The 14,773-nt window shown below is 50.2% G+C and carries 13 protein-coding genes; 5 read left to right on the forward strand and 8 right to left on the reverse strand.

What is annotated here, in order from left to right; genetic code table 11:
- Positions 1-7: 7 nt before the first annotated feature.
- Positions 8-223, reverse strand: a complete 216-nt coding sequence (rpmE, locus tag MON37_RS00670) for a 50S ribosomal protein L31 (protein ID WP_003741450.1) — start codon at positions 221-223, stop codon at positions 8-10.
- 282 nt (positions 224-505) lie between these two features.
- Here rpmE and MON37_RS00675 point away from each other — a divergent pair, with 282 nt between their 5' ends.
- Positions 506-1,021, forward strand: a complete 516-nt coding sequence (locus tag MON37_RS00675; protein ID WP_070636022.1) for an acyltransferase — start codon at positions 506-508, stop codon at positions 1,019-1,021.
- A gap of 239 nt (positions 1,022-1,260) precedes the next feature.
- Here the strand turns inward: MON37_RS00675 and cysS are convergent, their stop codons facing one another.
- From cysS to MON37_RS00700, 5 genes are all read right to left on the reverse strand, one after another.
- A complete protein-coding gene (cysS, locus tag MON37_RS00680; RefSeq protein WP_039408547.1) occupies positions 1,261-2,682 on the reverse strand; it encodes a cysteine--tRNA ligase in 1,422 nt (473 codons plus the stop codon).
- Between the two features lie 13 nt (positions 2,683-2,695).
- On the reverse strand, positions 2,696-3,598 hold the full coding sequence (locus MON37_RS00685; RefSeq protein WP_039408550.1) for a NotI family restriction endonuclease: 903 nt from the start codon (positions 3,596-3,598) through the stop codon (positions 2,696-2,698).
- Positions 3,599-3,600: 2 nt separating this feature from the next.
- Positions 3,601-4,758: a DNA cytosine methyltransferase gene (locus MON37_RS00690; protein ID WP_039408553.1), complete on the reverse strand. Its 1,158-nt coding sequence runs from the start codon at positions 4,756-4,758 to the stop codon at positions 3,601-3,603.
- 89 nt (positions 4,759-4,847) lie between these two features.
- Positions 4,848-6,002 carry a GTPase ObgE gene (gene obgE / locus MON37_RS00695; RefSeq protein ID WP_039408556.1) on the reverse strand — a complete coding sequence of 385 codons (1,155 nt, stop codon included), beginning with the start codon at positions 6,000-6,002 and terminating at the stop codon, positions 4,848-4,850.
- Between the two features lie 195 nt (positions 6,003-6,197).
- On the reverse strand, positions 6,198-6,896 hold the full coding sequence (locus MON37_RS00700) for a thiol:disulfide interchange protein DsbA/DsbL (RefSeq protein WP_039408558.1): 699 nt from the start codon (positions 6,894-6,896) through the stop codon (positions 6,198-6,200).
- A gap of 199 nt (positions 6,897-7,095) precedes the next feature.
- Here MON37_RS00700 and murJ point away from each other — a divergent pair, with 199 nt between their 5' ends.
- Complete coding sequence (murJ, locus tag MON37_RS00705) at positions 7,096-8,637, forward strand: murein biosynthesis integral membrane protein MurJ (protein ID WP_039408559.1); 1,542 nt, start codon at positions 7,096-7,098, stop codon at positions 8,635-8,637.
- A 76-nt stretch (positions 8,638-8,713) separates the two neighbouring features.
- Here the strand turns inward: murJ and MON37_RS00710 are convergent, their stop codons facing one another.
- A complete protein-coding gene (locus tag MON37_RS00710; RefSeq protein WP_039408560.1) occupies positions 8,714-9,718 on the reverse strand; it encodes a quinone-dependent dihydroorotate dehydrogenase in 1,005 nt (334 codons plus the stop codon).
- 152 nt (positions 9,719-9,870) lie between these two features.
- On the opposite strand from MON37_RS00710, the gene MON37_RS00715 reads away from it, so the two are divergent.
- On the forward strand, positions 9,871-10,524 hold the full coding sequence (locus MON37_RS00715) for an HAD-IA family hydrolase (RefSeq protein ID WP_204827804.1): 654 nt from the start codon (positions 9,871-9,873) through the stop codon (positions 10,522-10,524).
- Positions 10,525-10,623: 99 nt separating this feature from the next.
- Here the strand turns inward: MON37_RS00715 and MON37_RS00720 are convergent, their stop codons facing one another.
- A complete protein-coding gene (locus tag MON37_RS00720) occupies positions 10,624-11,454 on the reverse strand; it encodes an ATP-grasp domain-containing protein (protein WP_039408566.1) in 831 nt (276 codons plus the stop codon).
- Between the two features lie 412 nt (positions 11,455-11,866).
- On the opposite strand from MON37_RS00720, the gene MON37_RS00725 reads away from it, so the two are divergent.
- Together MON37_RS00725 and MON37_RS00730 are read left to right on the forward strand one after the other, a co-directional pair.
- Entirely contained in the window at positions 11,867-12,982 is a 1,116-nt protein-coding gene (locus tag MON37_RS00725) for an ABC transporter substrate-binding protein (RefSeq protein ID WP_039408567.1), read from the forward strand.
- A gap of 674 nt (positions 12,983-13,656) precedes the next feature.
- The gene (locus MON37_RS00730; protein ID WP_003779571.1) at positions 13,657-14,703 is read left to right on the forward strand and encodes a FecCD family ABC transporter permease; all 1,047 of its coding nucleotides are present in this window, start codon (positions 13,657-13,659) and stop codon (positions 14,701-14,703) included.
- Positions 14,704-14,773 lie beyond the last annotated feature (70 nt).

Raw genomic sequence — 14,773 nt, forward strand, 5'->3', positions numbered from 1 at the left:
GCGGCGATTAGCGTTTGAACAGGTTGCCGAATTTGTTGTTGAATTTGTCCACGCGACCGGTGGTGTCGACGATTTTTTGAGTGCCGGTGTAGAACGGGTGGCACAAAGAGCAAACCTCGATGTTGAAGTTGTCTTTTTCCAGCGCGGATTTGGTGACGAATTTGTTACCGCAAGAGCAGGTAACGTTGATTTCGTGGTAATTAGGGTGGATACCTTGTTTCATTTTGTTTCCTTTCGGTTAAGCGGGCATAGGGGATGTACCTATGCTTCAGACAAGAGTCGGATTCTCGCTGTTTTTTTCTGTTCCGTCAAGAGGATATTGCCCGAGAGAGGTTGGTCGGCGTTGCTTTTGTGTTCTTGAAATGATGATTGGGATAATAAGATGCTAAATTATTTATCATATTGTTTATTTTGGTAATTTTTTGAGAATTTTTGCTTTATTCTTGAACTTTGTGCAAAATAGGGGTCTGATGACAATATATTTGAAATGAGGAACCGTATAGGGATGAAGGCAAGAGTAAATGGTTTGATTCTGCGAGTAATCGGCGGTTTACTGCCGCCGTCTTATTGCAGCGTTTTGGGTACGCCTGCTAAAAAAGTCCGTGGTTTTTTGGCAAAGAGAGTGTCGCCTCATATCGGTACAAACGTTAATATTGAAAAAGGTGCGTATGTCATGCCGGATACGGTGATCGGCGATAACTCGGGGGTCGGTGTCAATTGCGAAATATGCTACGGTCTGACGATAGGAAATAATGTTATGATGGGGCCGGAATGTTTGTTTTATTCCAATAATCACAAGTTTAATCGTGAGACTTTGAAATATGAGGGCTATACGGAAATCAATCCGATTGTGATTGAGGATGATGTTTGGATCGGACGGCGCGCGATTATTATGGGCGGCGTCCGGGTAGGTAAAGGAGCAGTCATCGGCGCAGGGGCTGTGGTAACCAAAGATGTGCCGCCATATTGCGTCGCCGCTGGGAATCCTGCGGTCATCAAGAAGAACCTGTTAGAAGATTAAAGTACACACATCACGGTTTCCAATCAAATATAGTGGATTAAATTTAAACCAGTACGGCGTTGCCTCGCCTTAGCTCAAAGAGAACGATTCTCTAAGGTGCTTAAGCACCAAGTAAATCGGTTCCGTACTATCTGTACTGTCTGCGGCTTCGTCGCCTTGTCCTGATTTAAATTTAATCCACTATATATAGAGGTCGTCTGAAAATGTTTTCAGACGACCTTTTTTCGTATCAAAGCAAATTAACCGCGCCGCCAAGTCGTGCCGCTGGCGTTGTCTTCCAGAATGATTTTGTGTTCGTTCAGAAGGTCGCGGATGCGGTCGGACTCCGCCCAGTTTTTATCCGCGCGCGCCTGTTTGCGCTGGGCGATTAAGTCTTCGATTTCTTCGTTGGAGAGGCCGTCTGAAACCGCACCGCCTTGCAGGAACTCGGTCGGATCGCGTTGCAGCAGGCCGATGATGCCACCCAAGGCTTTCAGGCAGCCGGCGAGGTGTACATCATTGGTTTTGTTCACTTCGCCTGCCAGTTCAAACAACACGGCAACGGCTTCGACCGTACCGAAATCGTCGTTCATGGCGGCGTAGAAGCGGCGGGTGTAGTCATTGGCGTTTTCGGACAATTCGAACGCGGCGGCAGGGGTGTTTTTCAAGGTGGTGTACAGGCGTGTCAGTGCGCCTTTTGCGTCGTCTAAATGCGCGTCGGAGTAGTTCAGCGGGCTGCGGTAGTGGGCGCGCAGGATAAAGAAGCGCACGACTTCCGGGTCGTATTGTTTCAACACTTCGCGGATGGTGAAGAAGTTGCCCAGCGATTTGGACATTTTTTCGCCGTCCACACGGATAAAGCCGTTGTGTAGCCAGTATTTGACGTGGCTGGCAATGCTTTGCCCGTGGTGAGTTTGCGCGTGGTCATGGCCGCAGGTATGCCCTGTCGCGCCGACACTTTGGGCAATTTCGTTTTCGTGGTGCGGGAACTGCAAATCCGCGCCGCCGCCGTGAATATCGAAAGTATCGCCGAACAGGTCTTCGCTCATGGCGGAGCATTCGATGTGCCAACCCGGACGACCGTTGCCCCACGGGCTTTCCCATGCCGGCTCGCCTGCTTTCGCCGCTTTCCATAAGACAAAATCAAGAGGATCACGTTTAAAACCGTCCACTTCCACGCGCTCGCCTGCGCGCAGGTCGTCCAACGATTTACCTGATAATTGTCCGTAAGCGGCAAACTCGCGCACGGCGTAGTAAACGTCGCCGTTTGCGGCAGGGTATGCCTTGCCGTTTTGAATCAGGGTTTCAATCATCGCAATCATTTGCGGAATGTTTTCCGTCGCCTTCGGCTCGATGTCGGGACGCAATACGCCCAAAGCATCGGCATCTTCGTGCATAGCCTGAATGAAGCGCGCGGTCAGTTCGCCGATGGTTTCGCCGTTTTCAGCCGCACGAGCGATGATTTTGTCGTCGATGTCGGTGATGTTGCGCACATAAGTGAGCGGATAGCCGCACTCGCGCAGCCAGCGGGCAATCATGTCGAACACGACCATCACGCGGGCGTGACCCAAGTGGCAATAGTCGTAAACGGTCATGCCGCAAACGTACATACGCACGTTTTTAGAGTCGATGGGGGTGAAGGGTTCTTTTTGTCGGGTAAGGGTGTTGTAGATGGTTAGCATGGTTTCAATAAATTTATCTGCAATGAAGAATTTCTCTAATTTTTTTGTCTAGAACTTCGCCACTGGGGAGATTTGATCCAGTGATAAATCTAGTGGCGAAATCATCTAATTTAAATTTCAGCGTGCGTTTTTGTATTAATTCCCTTTGCTGACCAGATGGAACTGAAATTCCGAGGTCGTAAGTATGTACAGTTATGACATCATTTGCATCTTGGTCAGTTTTGGGAATATCTGAGCCTATAATTTCTTCAAATTTTTGATAAACAGCCTCAGGAACTATGAAATATAGTCCATGAGTTACTAACTTAGAGCGTGAATATACTAGACTCTTCCGAATAATTTGAGGTATCAATCGTTTATGAACATTTGCCCAGTTCAAACCATGGGCTGAGGCTGGAATAAAAGCTTCTTTATTACGTGCTGCATACCATGCATCTCTATAGTTACCTGTAATATCAATACTTTGAACTTCAATCCCCACATAACCTCGAAGTTCACCATCTTCAATATGTGCAAGAACCCAGTCCATACTCATTTTGCTAAGTTTAACTTCTTTTCCTGAGTTTAGACCTAATGCGACGATACAATTTAAAGTTTCCATTCTTGATTGTGTCGAATAAGTAATATATTCATCGAATAGGAAGAAGGGGATATTTCCAAATACTTCGTTACCTACGCGTTGGATGCTTGAATATTTATTTGCATATAGTCTGTTTGGACAAATAATTACATCATGTCCCGTATTTGATACAGAACAAGTTCCATAACAAATAGTATTGTCATGATTGTATTTGATACATGCTTTACCAATAAAAGGGCAGGCTGATAAATCCCAAAACTTACGTGCTAAAGGTGATGTATCTGTTGGACTATATCCAAATATTTCTATTAGTGATCGTGTTGATTTTTTAGCCATATTTATGATATTAGTTTTTTGATAGTTTCCCCTATAGCTTTTGCCATTAGAGGAGGAACAGCATTCCCAACCTGTTCAAATTGTTCTGTTAAATTTCCTGTAAAAATGTAGTTATCAGGAAAGCTTTGGATGCGAGCAGCCTCTCTCACTGATAATGCACGATCTTGTGTTGGATGAAAGAAGCTTCCCCAATGGGGGTCGCATTTGGTAAGGATAGTTGAGCACATTTCTTGAGGGTGGAGGCGCCCATAACGTTTTGTATGGTCACTTCGACGAGCTTTCTTTAATCCTTCAGGTAATAATTCAAAAGGAATATCTCTCCAGCTCCCTCCTTGAGGTATATGCTTTAATCTTTCTAAATTCAGTTTTCCTAATTTTCCGCAGCTATGATTATAAATTTTGCTAGATCTTTCTCTTAGAATTTGTTGATATTCAGAAAGAGGGGCTGTGGGATATGCAATATTATCTAGACTTTCTCCTAAAGCCAATATCGGTAAGTCGGAAATAGCATCCCAAACAGTCGTTGCTTTTTTTAACTCTTGTGCAAAGAGTGGGGGTATTTTGATACAGAGTTCATTTGCTCCTGCAAAGTTAGTCACAGCTGTAGCAAAATGGCTTGGCTCAGGGAATTCAACTTTATGGTTATCTCTTAGGGCGATAAATATGGTACGGAATCTTGTTTGGGGAATTCCATAATGGCCTGCAAAAAGAATACGATGATCTACAGAATATCCCATTTGTTTTAGTTCAGAATAAATAGCTTCTATAACTGTGCCTTTCCCTAAAGAAACAATACCTGGTACGTTTTCAATTAGAATAGCTCTAGGTTGTAGAATTTTAGCTATTCGGAGATATTCTTTAAATAGATGATTTCTGTGATCATCTAGTGACCGAATTGGTGCATTAATAGAGAATCCTTGACAGGGAGGCCCACCTGCTAATAAGTCTAATTCACCAGTTTTTAAGTTAGTTAAATTTAAAATATCGTATTCTGATAACTTTCTGATATCACTAGTAATTATTTTAGAATCAGGATGATTCTTTGCAAAAGTTTGTGCATAGATTGGATGTATGTCAGAGCCTAGTACGGAATGAAACCCGGCCATATTTAATCCGCATGACAAACCTCCCGCACCAGAAAAAAAGTCAACTAATTTCATTTATATATCTATTAATTATGGGGTCTTCTACTTGATTCATCAGTAGTATTAGGGTTTTTAGAGGGCTTAAAAAGACCATCTGAAATTTCTTACTCCGGTTTAAACACACCAGTATCTGTTTTAGGCTGCTGCTCGGCAATCTCGGTATTTACCGCTGCCTGCTCCGCCTCCGCTTTCTCAGCTTCGATGCGTTTTTTCTCGGTCAGGTATTGGTTGATTTGGTGTACCAATTCCTGCGTGCCTTGGTGGGTCAGCGCGCTGATTTGGAAGAGGCGCGGGGTTTCCATGTCAAATTGGAAGCGGTCGTCTGGTTTGGGGTAATCCCAGCCGATGGCTTCGAGGAAGGCGGCAGTGCACGTTTGGGCTTCTTCTTCGTCGAGCATGTCGAGTTTGTTCAGCACCAGCCAGCGCGGTTTGCCGTAGAGTTCTTCGTCGTATTTGCGCAATTCGTTGATGATGGCGAGTGCTTCTTCGGCGGGGTTGACGGTTTCATCGAAGGGCGCCAAATCGACGACGTGCAGCAGCAGGCCGGTGCGCGATAAGTGTTTGAGGAAGCGGTGACCGAGGCCTGCGCCTTCAGCCGCGCCTTCAATCAGGCCGGGGATGTCTGCCATGACGAAGCTGTGGTTTTCGTCGATGCGCACGACACCTAAGTTCGGATGCAGGGTGGTGAAGGGATAGTTGGCGATTTTGGGACGTGCGGCAGATACGGCGGTAATCAGGGTGGATTTACCGGCGTTGGGCATGCCCAATAAGCCGACATCGGCGAGGACTTTGAGTTCGAGTTGCAGGGAACGGGTTTCTCCTTCTTCGCCGGGCGTGGATTGTTTGGGCGCGCGGTTGACGGAGGATTTGAAGTGGATGTTGCCCAAGCCGCCTTTGCCGCCCTTGGCGAGGCAGACGCGCTGGCCGTGGTAAGTGAGGTCGGCGACAATTTCGTCGGTGTCGAGGTCGCGGATAAGGGTGCCGACGGGCATTTTGAGGACGATGTCGTCCGCCCCTGCGCCGTAGCGGTCGGAGCCGTGGCCTTTTTCGCCGTTTTTGGCTTGGTAGCGTTTGACGAAGCGGTATTCGACGAGGGTGTTGGTGTTTTCGTCGGCTTCTGCCCAGACGCTGCCGCCTTTGCCGCCGTCGCCGCCGTCAGGACCGCCGCGCGGTACGAATTTTTCGCGGCGGAAACTGGTTGCGCCATTACCGCCTTTGCCTGCGGCGACTTCGATTTTTGCTTCGTCGATGAATTTCATGGTGTTCTCTTGTATTTTGGGTTTCAGACGACCTTTTGTGTCGGAGGTCGTCTGAAAAAATGGGAATGGGGGATATTATAAGGGATATGGGGGATGTGCGCCCGTTTCTCTGTCCCGCTTGTTTTTTTGCCTGATGTTTTGTGAAAACAGCCGTCCTGAAATCGCGGTTTCGGACGGCTGTTTGCTTTTTTGGGATTATTTGGCAGTTTTTTGTTCTTCGCGTACTCTGTCTGCAAGCAGGTCTATGGTTTTCATACCTGATTCCCAGTCGGCAAATTCGACTTTGTATTTGCCGCCGACAATGACGGTAGGCGTGCCGTCAATTTTGTAGGTGTTGGTCAGCTCTGCCATTTTGTCTGCGCGGGTTTGGCTTTCGGGGGATTCGTAGGCGGCGAGGACTTTTTTACCGTCAAAAGCGGTTTGCTCGGCCAACCATTTTTTGAGGGTTTCAGGGTCTTGCAGTTTGACTTTCTGATTAACCATAGCATCAAAGATATGGCTGTTTGCAATGTCTTTGGTGTCTGCGACCGCCATATCGACGGCGGCAGCAAGGCGCGCCAACGGTTTCATCTCATCGCCCCAAACAACGTGTTCAGTACGAAGGTAGGTGTCGTCTTTGAAGGTTTTGACGTGTTTGCTCAAAACGGGTTCGAGGTGGGCGCAGTGTGGACAGAAGTAGCCGAAAAATTCGAGGACTTCGACTTTACCTGCCTGCTGTTGGGGAATAGGCGTGCTGAGTGTGGTGTAGTTAAGCCCCTCAACTAAAGCGACAGGCGCAGCGGAGGCTGCTGAAGCCGCAGGCGCACTGTCGGCGGGGACGCTGGTTTGGACTTTGTTGTCGCAGGCGGTCAGGGCCAGCAGAGCGGCGGTAAGCATCAAGGCTTTGAGTTTCATGTTTACTCCGTGATAGTTTGGTTAAATGGGAGATTTTATTGCATTTTGGCGGTTTGATATATGGTTTGATGCGAAAAAGACAGTTTCATGTAGGGAAATGATGGTGTTGAAAGAGGTCGTCTGAAAAAGTGTTCTGTTCGATTCTGTCGTACAATACGCGCTTTCAGACGACATCTGGACTTTTGAAGGAATAAAACGGATGAATTTGTTAGGGGCTTTGGCCAAGGTAGGCAGCTTAACGATGGTGTCGCGCATACTTGGATTTGTGCGCGATACGGTAATTGCCCGAGCGTTTGGTGCAGGTATGGCGACCGACGCCTTTTTTGTGGCGTTCAAACTGCCGAACCTGCTGCGCCGCGTATTTGCGGAAGGGGCGTTTGCACAGGCTTTTGTGCCGATTTTGGCGGAATATAAGGAAACGCGTTCAAAAGAAGCGACGGAGGCGTTTATCCGCCATGTGGCGGGGATGCTGTCGTTTGTCCTGCTTATCGTTACCGCGCTGGGTATTCTTGCCGCGCCTTGGGTGATTTGGGCTTCCGCGCCCGGCTTTGCCAAGGATGCGGACAAATTCCAGCTTTCTATCGATTTGCTGCGGATTACGTTTCCTTATATCTTATTGATTTCGTTGTCTTCTTTTGTTGGTTCGATACTGAATTCTTATCATAAGTTCAGCATTCCCGCGTTTACGCCGACGTTTTTGAATATTTCTTTTATCGTCTTTTCGCTGTATTTCATACCGTATTTTGATCCGCCCGTTACCGCGTTGGCTTGGGCAGTTTTTGTCGGCGGGATTTTGCAGCTCGGTTTCCAACTGCCTTGGCTGGCGAAACTGGGTTTTTTGAAACTGCCTAAGCTGAATTTTCAAGATAGGGCGGTCAACCGCGTGATGAAACAGATGGCGCCTGCGATTTTGGGCGTGAGCGTGGCGCAGATTTCTTTGGTGATCAACACGATTTTCGCTTCTTATCTGCAATCGGGCAGCGTTTCGTGGATGTATTATGCCGACCGCCTGATGGAGCTGCCCAGCGGCGTTTTGGGTGCGGCGCTCGGTACGATTTTGCTGCCGACTTTGTCCAAGCATGCAGCCAATCAGAATACAGAGCAGTTTTCCGGACTGCTCGACTGGGGTTTGCGCCTGTGTATGCTGCTGACCCTGCCGGCAGCGGTCGGGTTGGCGGTATTGTCGTTCCCGCTGGTGGCGACGCTGTTTATGTACCGCGAATTTACGCTGTTTGACGCGCAGATGACGCAACATGCGCTGATTGCCTATTCTTTCGGTTTAATCGGCTTAATCATGATTAAAGTGTTGGCACCCGGTTTCTATGCACGGCAAAACATTAAAACGCCCGTCAAAATCGCCATCTTTACGCTCGTCTGCACACAGTTGATGAACCTCGCCTTTATCAGTTCTCTGAAACACGTCGGGCTTTCGCTTGCCATCGGCCTAGGCGCGTGTATCAATGCGGGATTGCTGTTTTATCTGTTACGCAAACACGGTATTTACCGACCGGGTAAAGGGTGGGGGAGTTTCCTGGGTAAAATGCTGCTGTCGCTTGTCGTGATGGGCAGCGGGCTGTGGGCTGCGCAGGCTTACCTGCCGTTTGAGTGGGTGCATGTCGGCGGTTTGCGCAAAGCAGGGCAGTTGTGCATCCTGATTGCGATAGGCGGCGGTTTATATTTTGTTTCGCTGGCCGCGTTGGGTTTCAGACCGAGAGATTTCAAACGGGTGGAAACGCATTAAATCGGAAGTATGGGGAAGGTCGTCTGAAAACTTTAAATATGGGTTTTCAGACGACCTTTTGTGTTGGAAATCGCGCTTATTTCAACGCTGCCAGACAATCCTTCACTAATGCCGGACCTTTATAAATCATGCCGCTGTACACTTGGACGGCGGTTGCGCCGAGGCGGATTTTTTCGGCGGCATCCTTGCCGTTCATGATGCCGCCTACGCCGATAATCGGCAGCTTACCGTCGATGTGTTCCGCCAACATTTTTAGCACTTGGTTGCTTTTTTCGCGCACGGGCAGGCCGCTTAGGCCGCCCTGCTCGCCTGCGAGCGGATGGCTGCCGAGGCTTGATTTGTCGATGGTGGTATTAGTGGCGATGATGCCGTCCATTTCGACGGATTTGACAACGTGGGCGATGTCTTCGATTTGTGCTTCATCCAAATCGGGGGCGATTTTGACGGCGAGCGGGACGTATTTTCCGTGCGCGGCGGCAAGCTGCGCCTGTTTGTTTTTCAGGGCTTCGAGTAGCGCGCTCAGTTCGTCGCCGCCTTGCAGTGCGCGGAGGTTTTTGGTGTTGGGTGAGGAAATATTGACGGTAATGTAACTTGCGTGTGCGTAGGCTTTTTCGAGGCAGATTAAATAGTCGTCGGCGGCGTTTTCGATGGGGGTTACGGCGTTTTTGCCGATGTTGATGCCCAACACGCCTTGATAACGGCTTTTTTCGATGTTTTGAATCATGGCGTCAATACCGTGGTTGTTGAAGCCCATGCGGTTGATGATGCCTTGGTGTTCGGGAACGCGGAAGAGGCGCGGCTGCGGGTTGCCGGGCTGCGGTTTGGGCGTTACCGTGCCGATTTCGAGGAAGCCGAAGCCGAGTGCGCCCAATGCGTCTATGTATTCGCCGTTTTTATCGAGTCCGGCAGCCAGTCCGACCGGATTCGGCAGGGTAATGTCCATGAGTTTGACGGGCTTGGTTCGGTTGTCGAAAATCGGAAGCAAACCGAGTTTGTATACTTTGTTGAGCGCGTCGAGGGTGAAATGGTGGGCTTTTTCGGCATCGAGTTTGAACAGCAGGCTGCGGGCTAGGGAATACATGGGTTTCTTTCGGATGATTGGCAAACCGCCGTATTTTACCCGAAACTGCCGTATTTTCCTGCTGGCCAAACAAATCTTCAAAGGAAATGCCGTTTTGAACCGTCTTAAAATCCGCTATACAATCATATTGATAACGTCGTCTGAAAGGATTTCTGATGAAGCCTGAACTGATTATTTTCGACTGGGACGGAACGCTTGCCGATACGACTCGCCCGATTATCCGTACGTTCCAACAAAGTTTTGCCGACTGCGGTTTAAAAGCCCCCGATGCGGATGTCATCCGCGCCTTAATCGGTTACAGCCTGCCCGAAATCATCTTCCGCCTTGCGCCTAATGCGGGCGAACACCTGCGCGAAGAATTGGCAGAAACCTATGCCGCGCATTATCTGAATCCGAACAATCACAATATGACCTTGTTCCCCGAAGCCATACCTTGTTTGAACACGTTAAAACAACAAGGCTTTTGGCTTGCCGTAGCGACAGGCAAAGGGCGTACGGGTTTGGACCGTTCTATTATGCAGACGGGGACGGCAGATTTTTGGATGGCAACCGCCTGCGCAAGCGAATATGCGTCCAAACCCGCGCCCGATATGGTTTTTGCCTTATGTTCCGAATTGGGGCTGGAGCCTTCGCAAACTTTGATTGTCGGCGATACGACCCACGATTTGGATATGGCGGCAAATGCGAAAGCCCCTGCCGTTGCCGTACCGACCGGCGCGCATACCGCCGCGCAACTGGCAACGCGACCGCATTTGGCAATCTTGAACGATTTGTCCGAGCTGCCCGGCTTTATCGCGCGTTTATAATGCGAGGTCTTCATTTCGTTTTCTGATTTTGAACAAAGGTCGTCTGAAAACCCGCTACCTTTGTTTTCAGACGACCTTTTTTGCATTGATTCTTTATCATCAACCCGCGATAACGCGCTTTACCGCCTGCACCATATCGGCAACCGCGTTTTCCGCGGTATGCAGGTAAAGGGCGGGTTCGACGAGTTCCAATTCGTTGAGCAGCAACCTGTCGCCGATCAGCGTCCCGTCTATGCGGGCGTATGCCGGTATTTCAGGCAGCATGTCCAATATCTGCCGTGCGGTTTCGATTGCTTTTTCCGGTGGCGCGGCGGGGCTGACGGCGACTCCGTAGGCGGAATTGGCGCGCCATTCGCCTTGGGGTGGCATACGCAGTACGGCATGGCTGAAACGCCCGTCAAAAAACACCAGTGAGGTTTCGCCCGCCGTTTCGATTTCGCGGATATAAGGCTGGACGATGACGCCTTGCGGATAATCCTCCGCCTTCAACGACACTTCTCCCGCCCTGATTTTCGCCACGCCGCGCCCGCTCTGCCCGATAACGGGTTTGACGACCGCTTCCCGCCAGCCCCGATTTTTTAAAATGTCTTCCAATTTTTCTTTTTCAGACGACGTCTGCACGCTCGGAATCACGTCCGCTCCCCATTCTGCCAAATCGCACAAATAACGTTTGTCCATGTTCCAACGCATCAGCCCGACGGGGTTGATAAACCTTTGCCCGTACGCTTCTGCTTCGGTCAGCCACTGCCCAAACGCTTCAGGCTCCGCCACATAATCCCATGCGCACAAAGGCAGGATAAAGGCGGATTTTGGGTGGTTTTGCCAGGGCACGAAGGCGGTGGGGATGTTGTCGCGCGTCAGTGCGTCCGCCAACGGCAGCAGGTTGGACGGCGGCTCGGGGTAGGCGAGGCAGGTGGTAATGGTCAGCATGGCGGACTTTCGAAAAATGAAATGACAGAATATTGACAAGGGGTGATGTCTTTGCTTGATGTTTCAGACGACCTTTTATAGTGGATTAACTTTAAACCGGTACGGCGTTGCCTCGCCTTAGCTCAAAGAGAACGATTCTCTAAGGTGCTGAAGCACCAAGTGAATCGGTTCCGTACTATCTGTACTGTTTGCGGCTTCGTCGCCTTGTTCTGATTTAGTTAATCCACTATATCGGGCAAACGGCAGGCGTCGTCTGAACAATAAACACCATCACGTTTGTAATAAAAACTTCCCTGAATAACGGAACTTTTCCGTTTATTTTAAATCCATTAGGCTCGCATTAAAAATAAGAAAGATTCTTATTCATATATAAATCATATATAACATTATTTATTAAAAGGATTTTACTCTAATGAAACTGTCGCGCTTCTCCTCCCTTGCCCTCGCCGCCGCATTGGCATTCGGCACTGCCGCCGTCCATGCCAAACCGGTTCAGCTTACCGATGTCAACGGCCGCAAAGTAACCGTCGACCTGCCCGCCAAACGCGTGGTTTTGGGTTTTTATTATCAAGACTACATGGCCATCGGCGGTAAAGACGCGCTGAATAATGTGGTCGGCTTCTCCAAAGCGGTTTGGGCCGACTGGGCGCCGCCGAGCTGGGCGGCATTCAGCAAAGCCGTGCCCAAGTTGAACCAGCTTGCCGACGTGGGCGAGGTGGAAGTCGGCACGTTCTCCGTTGAAAAAGTATTGGCATTGAAACCCGATTTGCTGATTTTGGCGGACTGGCAGTATAAGGCTTTGGGTTCAGACCTTGCCCGCATCAACAAAGCGGGCATTCCGATTGTGGTGTTGGACTACAACGCGCAAACGGTCGCCAAACACATCCAATCAACCAAACTCATCGGCACGCTGACCGGCCAGCAACAAAAGGCCGACAAGCTGGCGGCAGACTACAAACGCATCGCCGACACCATCCAAGCGCGCGTGAAAAAAGCCAATCTGCCCAAGCCTAAAGTGTATGTCGAGTTCGGCAACAAAGGCCCGGCGGAACACAGCGTAACCTTCGGCAAGAGTATGTGGGGGTCGATGGCGACGCTGGTCGGCGGCAACAATATCGCCGCTTCTTCGGTCGAGTTCTACGGCCCGATCAATCCTGAAAAAGTCCTCGCCGCCAAACCCGACGTCATCGTGATTACCGGCCGCGAAACCGAATTGAAGAAAAGCCCGACCGCCATGGTGATGGGCTGGGGCATTCCGAAAGCCGAAGCGGAAAAACGCTTGGCCGGTTTTGCCAAACGCGCCGGCTGGGCGAACCTGCCTGCGATTAAAAACAACCGCCTCTACGCCGCCTACCACGCCAACTCGCGCACGCTTTCCGACGGCGCATCGATTCAATTTATGGCCAAAGCGATTTATCCGCAGTTGTTCAAAGACTTCAATCCTGAGAAAACGTATACCGACTTCTACCGCCAAAACCTGCCGGTCGTGCCGAACGGTACGTTCTACCTGTATCCGAAAGGGCAGTAAGGCGGGCTTCTGGGTTTCAGACGACCTTTTTATGCGGAAGCTCGTCTGAAAGCAGCATGGGTTTATACAGAACCGTAGCATGGGCTTTGCCCACGGGTAATGTTTTCAGAAATGATGGCGAATGGTATGGGGTTTCCCTGTTTTCGTGGGCGAAGCCCACGCTACGAATTCCTGTCGTGCCGAGTGGTAAGTTTTACCTGTATCCAAAAAGGCAATAAGGCTGGTTTGCAGGTTTCAGACGACCTTTTTATGCGAAAGGTCGTCTGAAAGCAGCGTGGGTTTTGTACAGAACCGTAGCGTGGGCTTTGCCCACGGGTAGCGTGCAGAAATGATGGTGAACGGTATGAGGGTTTCCATGTTTTCGCGGGCAAAGCCTACGCTACGACTTTCCGTCGTGCCGAGTGGGGAATGTCAGGTGGGTTTGACTGTTGCGGCCCTCTCCCTAGCCCTCTCCCACGGGGAGAGGGGATCAGATAACTGAAGTCCGACCATTGTTTTGATTCCCTGCCATTTGTTCCCTCTCCCCGTGGGAGAGGGCTAGGGAGAGGGCAAAGCCGTTTTGGAACGCCGTTATCCCGATTTTCAAAAAAACCACCCTTCAAAACGGATACAGACAAAAGAGATTGTCGGGCATGGATGTCCGACCTTGTTCCTTAATTTCAAAGGCTTAAAAAATGAATGATTCGGTTGTCGCCGAGATTGTGAAAAACCAGCGCAAGTTGGAAGGCAAGCGTTGGTTGATTGTTTTGATGTTTTTAATCATCGCATCGGTCAGCTTCTTATTCGACATCGCCACCGGTCCGGCGATGACGGACACGCTGCCTGTCGGCGAAGTGGTCAATGTTTTGCTGGGCAAACCCGAAGTCGATGAAATGAACCGCCTGATTGTGATGGATCTGCGCCTGCCGATTGCGGTGATGGCGCTGGTGGTCGGTGCGGCTTTGGGTGTCGGCGGAGCGGAGATTCAGACGTTGTTGAATAATCCGATGGCCAGCCCTTATACGCTGGGTTTGGCGGCGGCGGCGGGTTTGGGCGCGTCGGTGGTGATTGCGTTCGGCGGTTTCGGGCTGCCTGAAACGGTCGCCGTTCCCATCGGCGCGTTTGTGATGACCATGTTGGCTTCGGGCATCTTGTTTCTGTTTGCCTCGGCACGCCGCTTCAATTCGGCGATGCTGGTGTTGGTCGGGATTGCGCTGTTGTTTCTGTTTCAGTCGATTTTGTCGCTGATTCAATTTATCGCCGCGCCTGAGATTTCACAGCAGATTTTGTTTTGGCTGTTTGGCAGCCTGACCAAGGCGACTTGGGAGACTGTCGCGGTTACGGCGGCGGTTACGGCGGTGTGCGTGCTGCTGCTTTCACGCGATGTGTGGAAGCTGACCGCGCTGCGCTTGGGCGAAGAACGCGCCGTCGGGCTGGGCATCAATCTGCAACTTTTGCGCCTGAAAACGCTGGTGCTGGTGGCGGTGATGACGGCGACGGCAATCAGTTTCGTCGGCGTAATCGGCTTTATCGGACTGGTCGCGCCGCATGTGGCGCGGATTCTGCTCGGTGAGGACCAACGCTTTTTCCTGCCCGGCGCGATGCTGACAGGGGCGGCGTTTTTATCGGTCGCCAGCGTGTTGTCCAAGGTGATTATCCCGGGTGCGCTGTTTCCGGTGGGGATTGTTACCGCGTTTGTCGGCGTACCGTTTTTCTTTTGGATTGTATTGTCCAAGCGGTAAGTTTTTTCGGACGGTCTTTTGTTGCGACGGGGTCGTCTGAAACTGTTTTTTTATTTTACAGAGAGAACCA

It is taken from the genome of Morococcus cerebrosus, from assembly GCF_022749515.1.
Taxonomy (GTDB): domain Bacteria; phylum Pseudomonadota; class Gammaproteobacteria; order Burkholderiales; family Neisseriaceae; genus Neisseria; species Neisseria cerebrosa.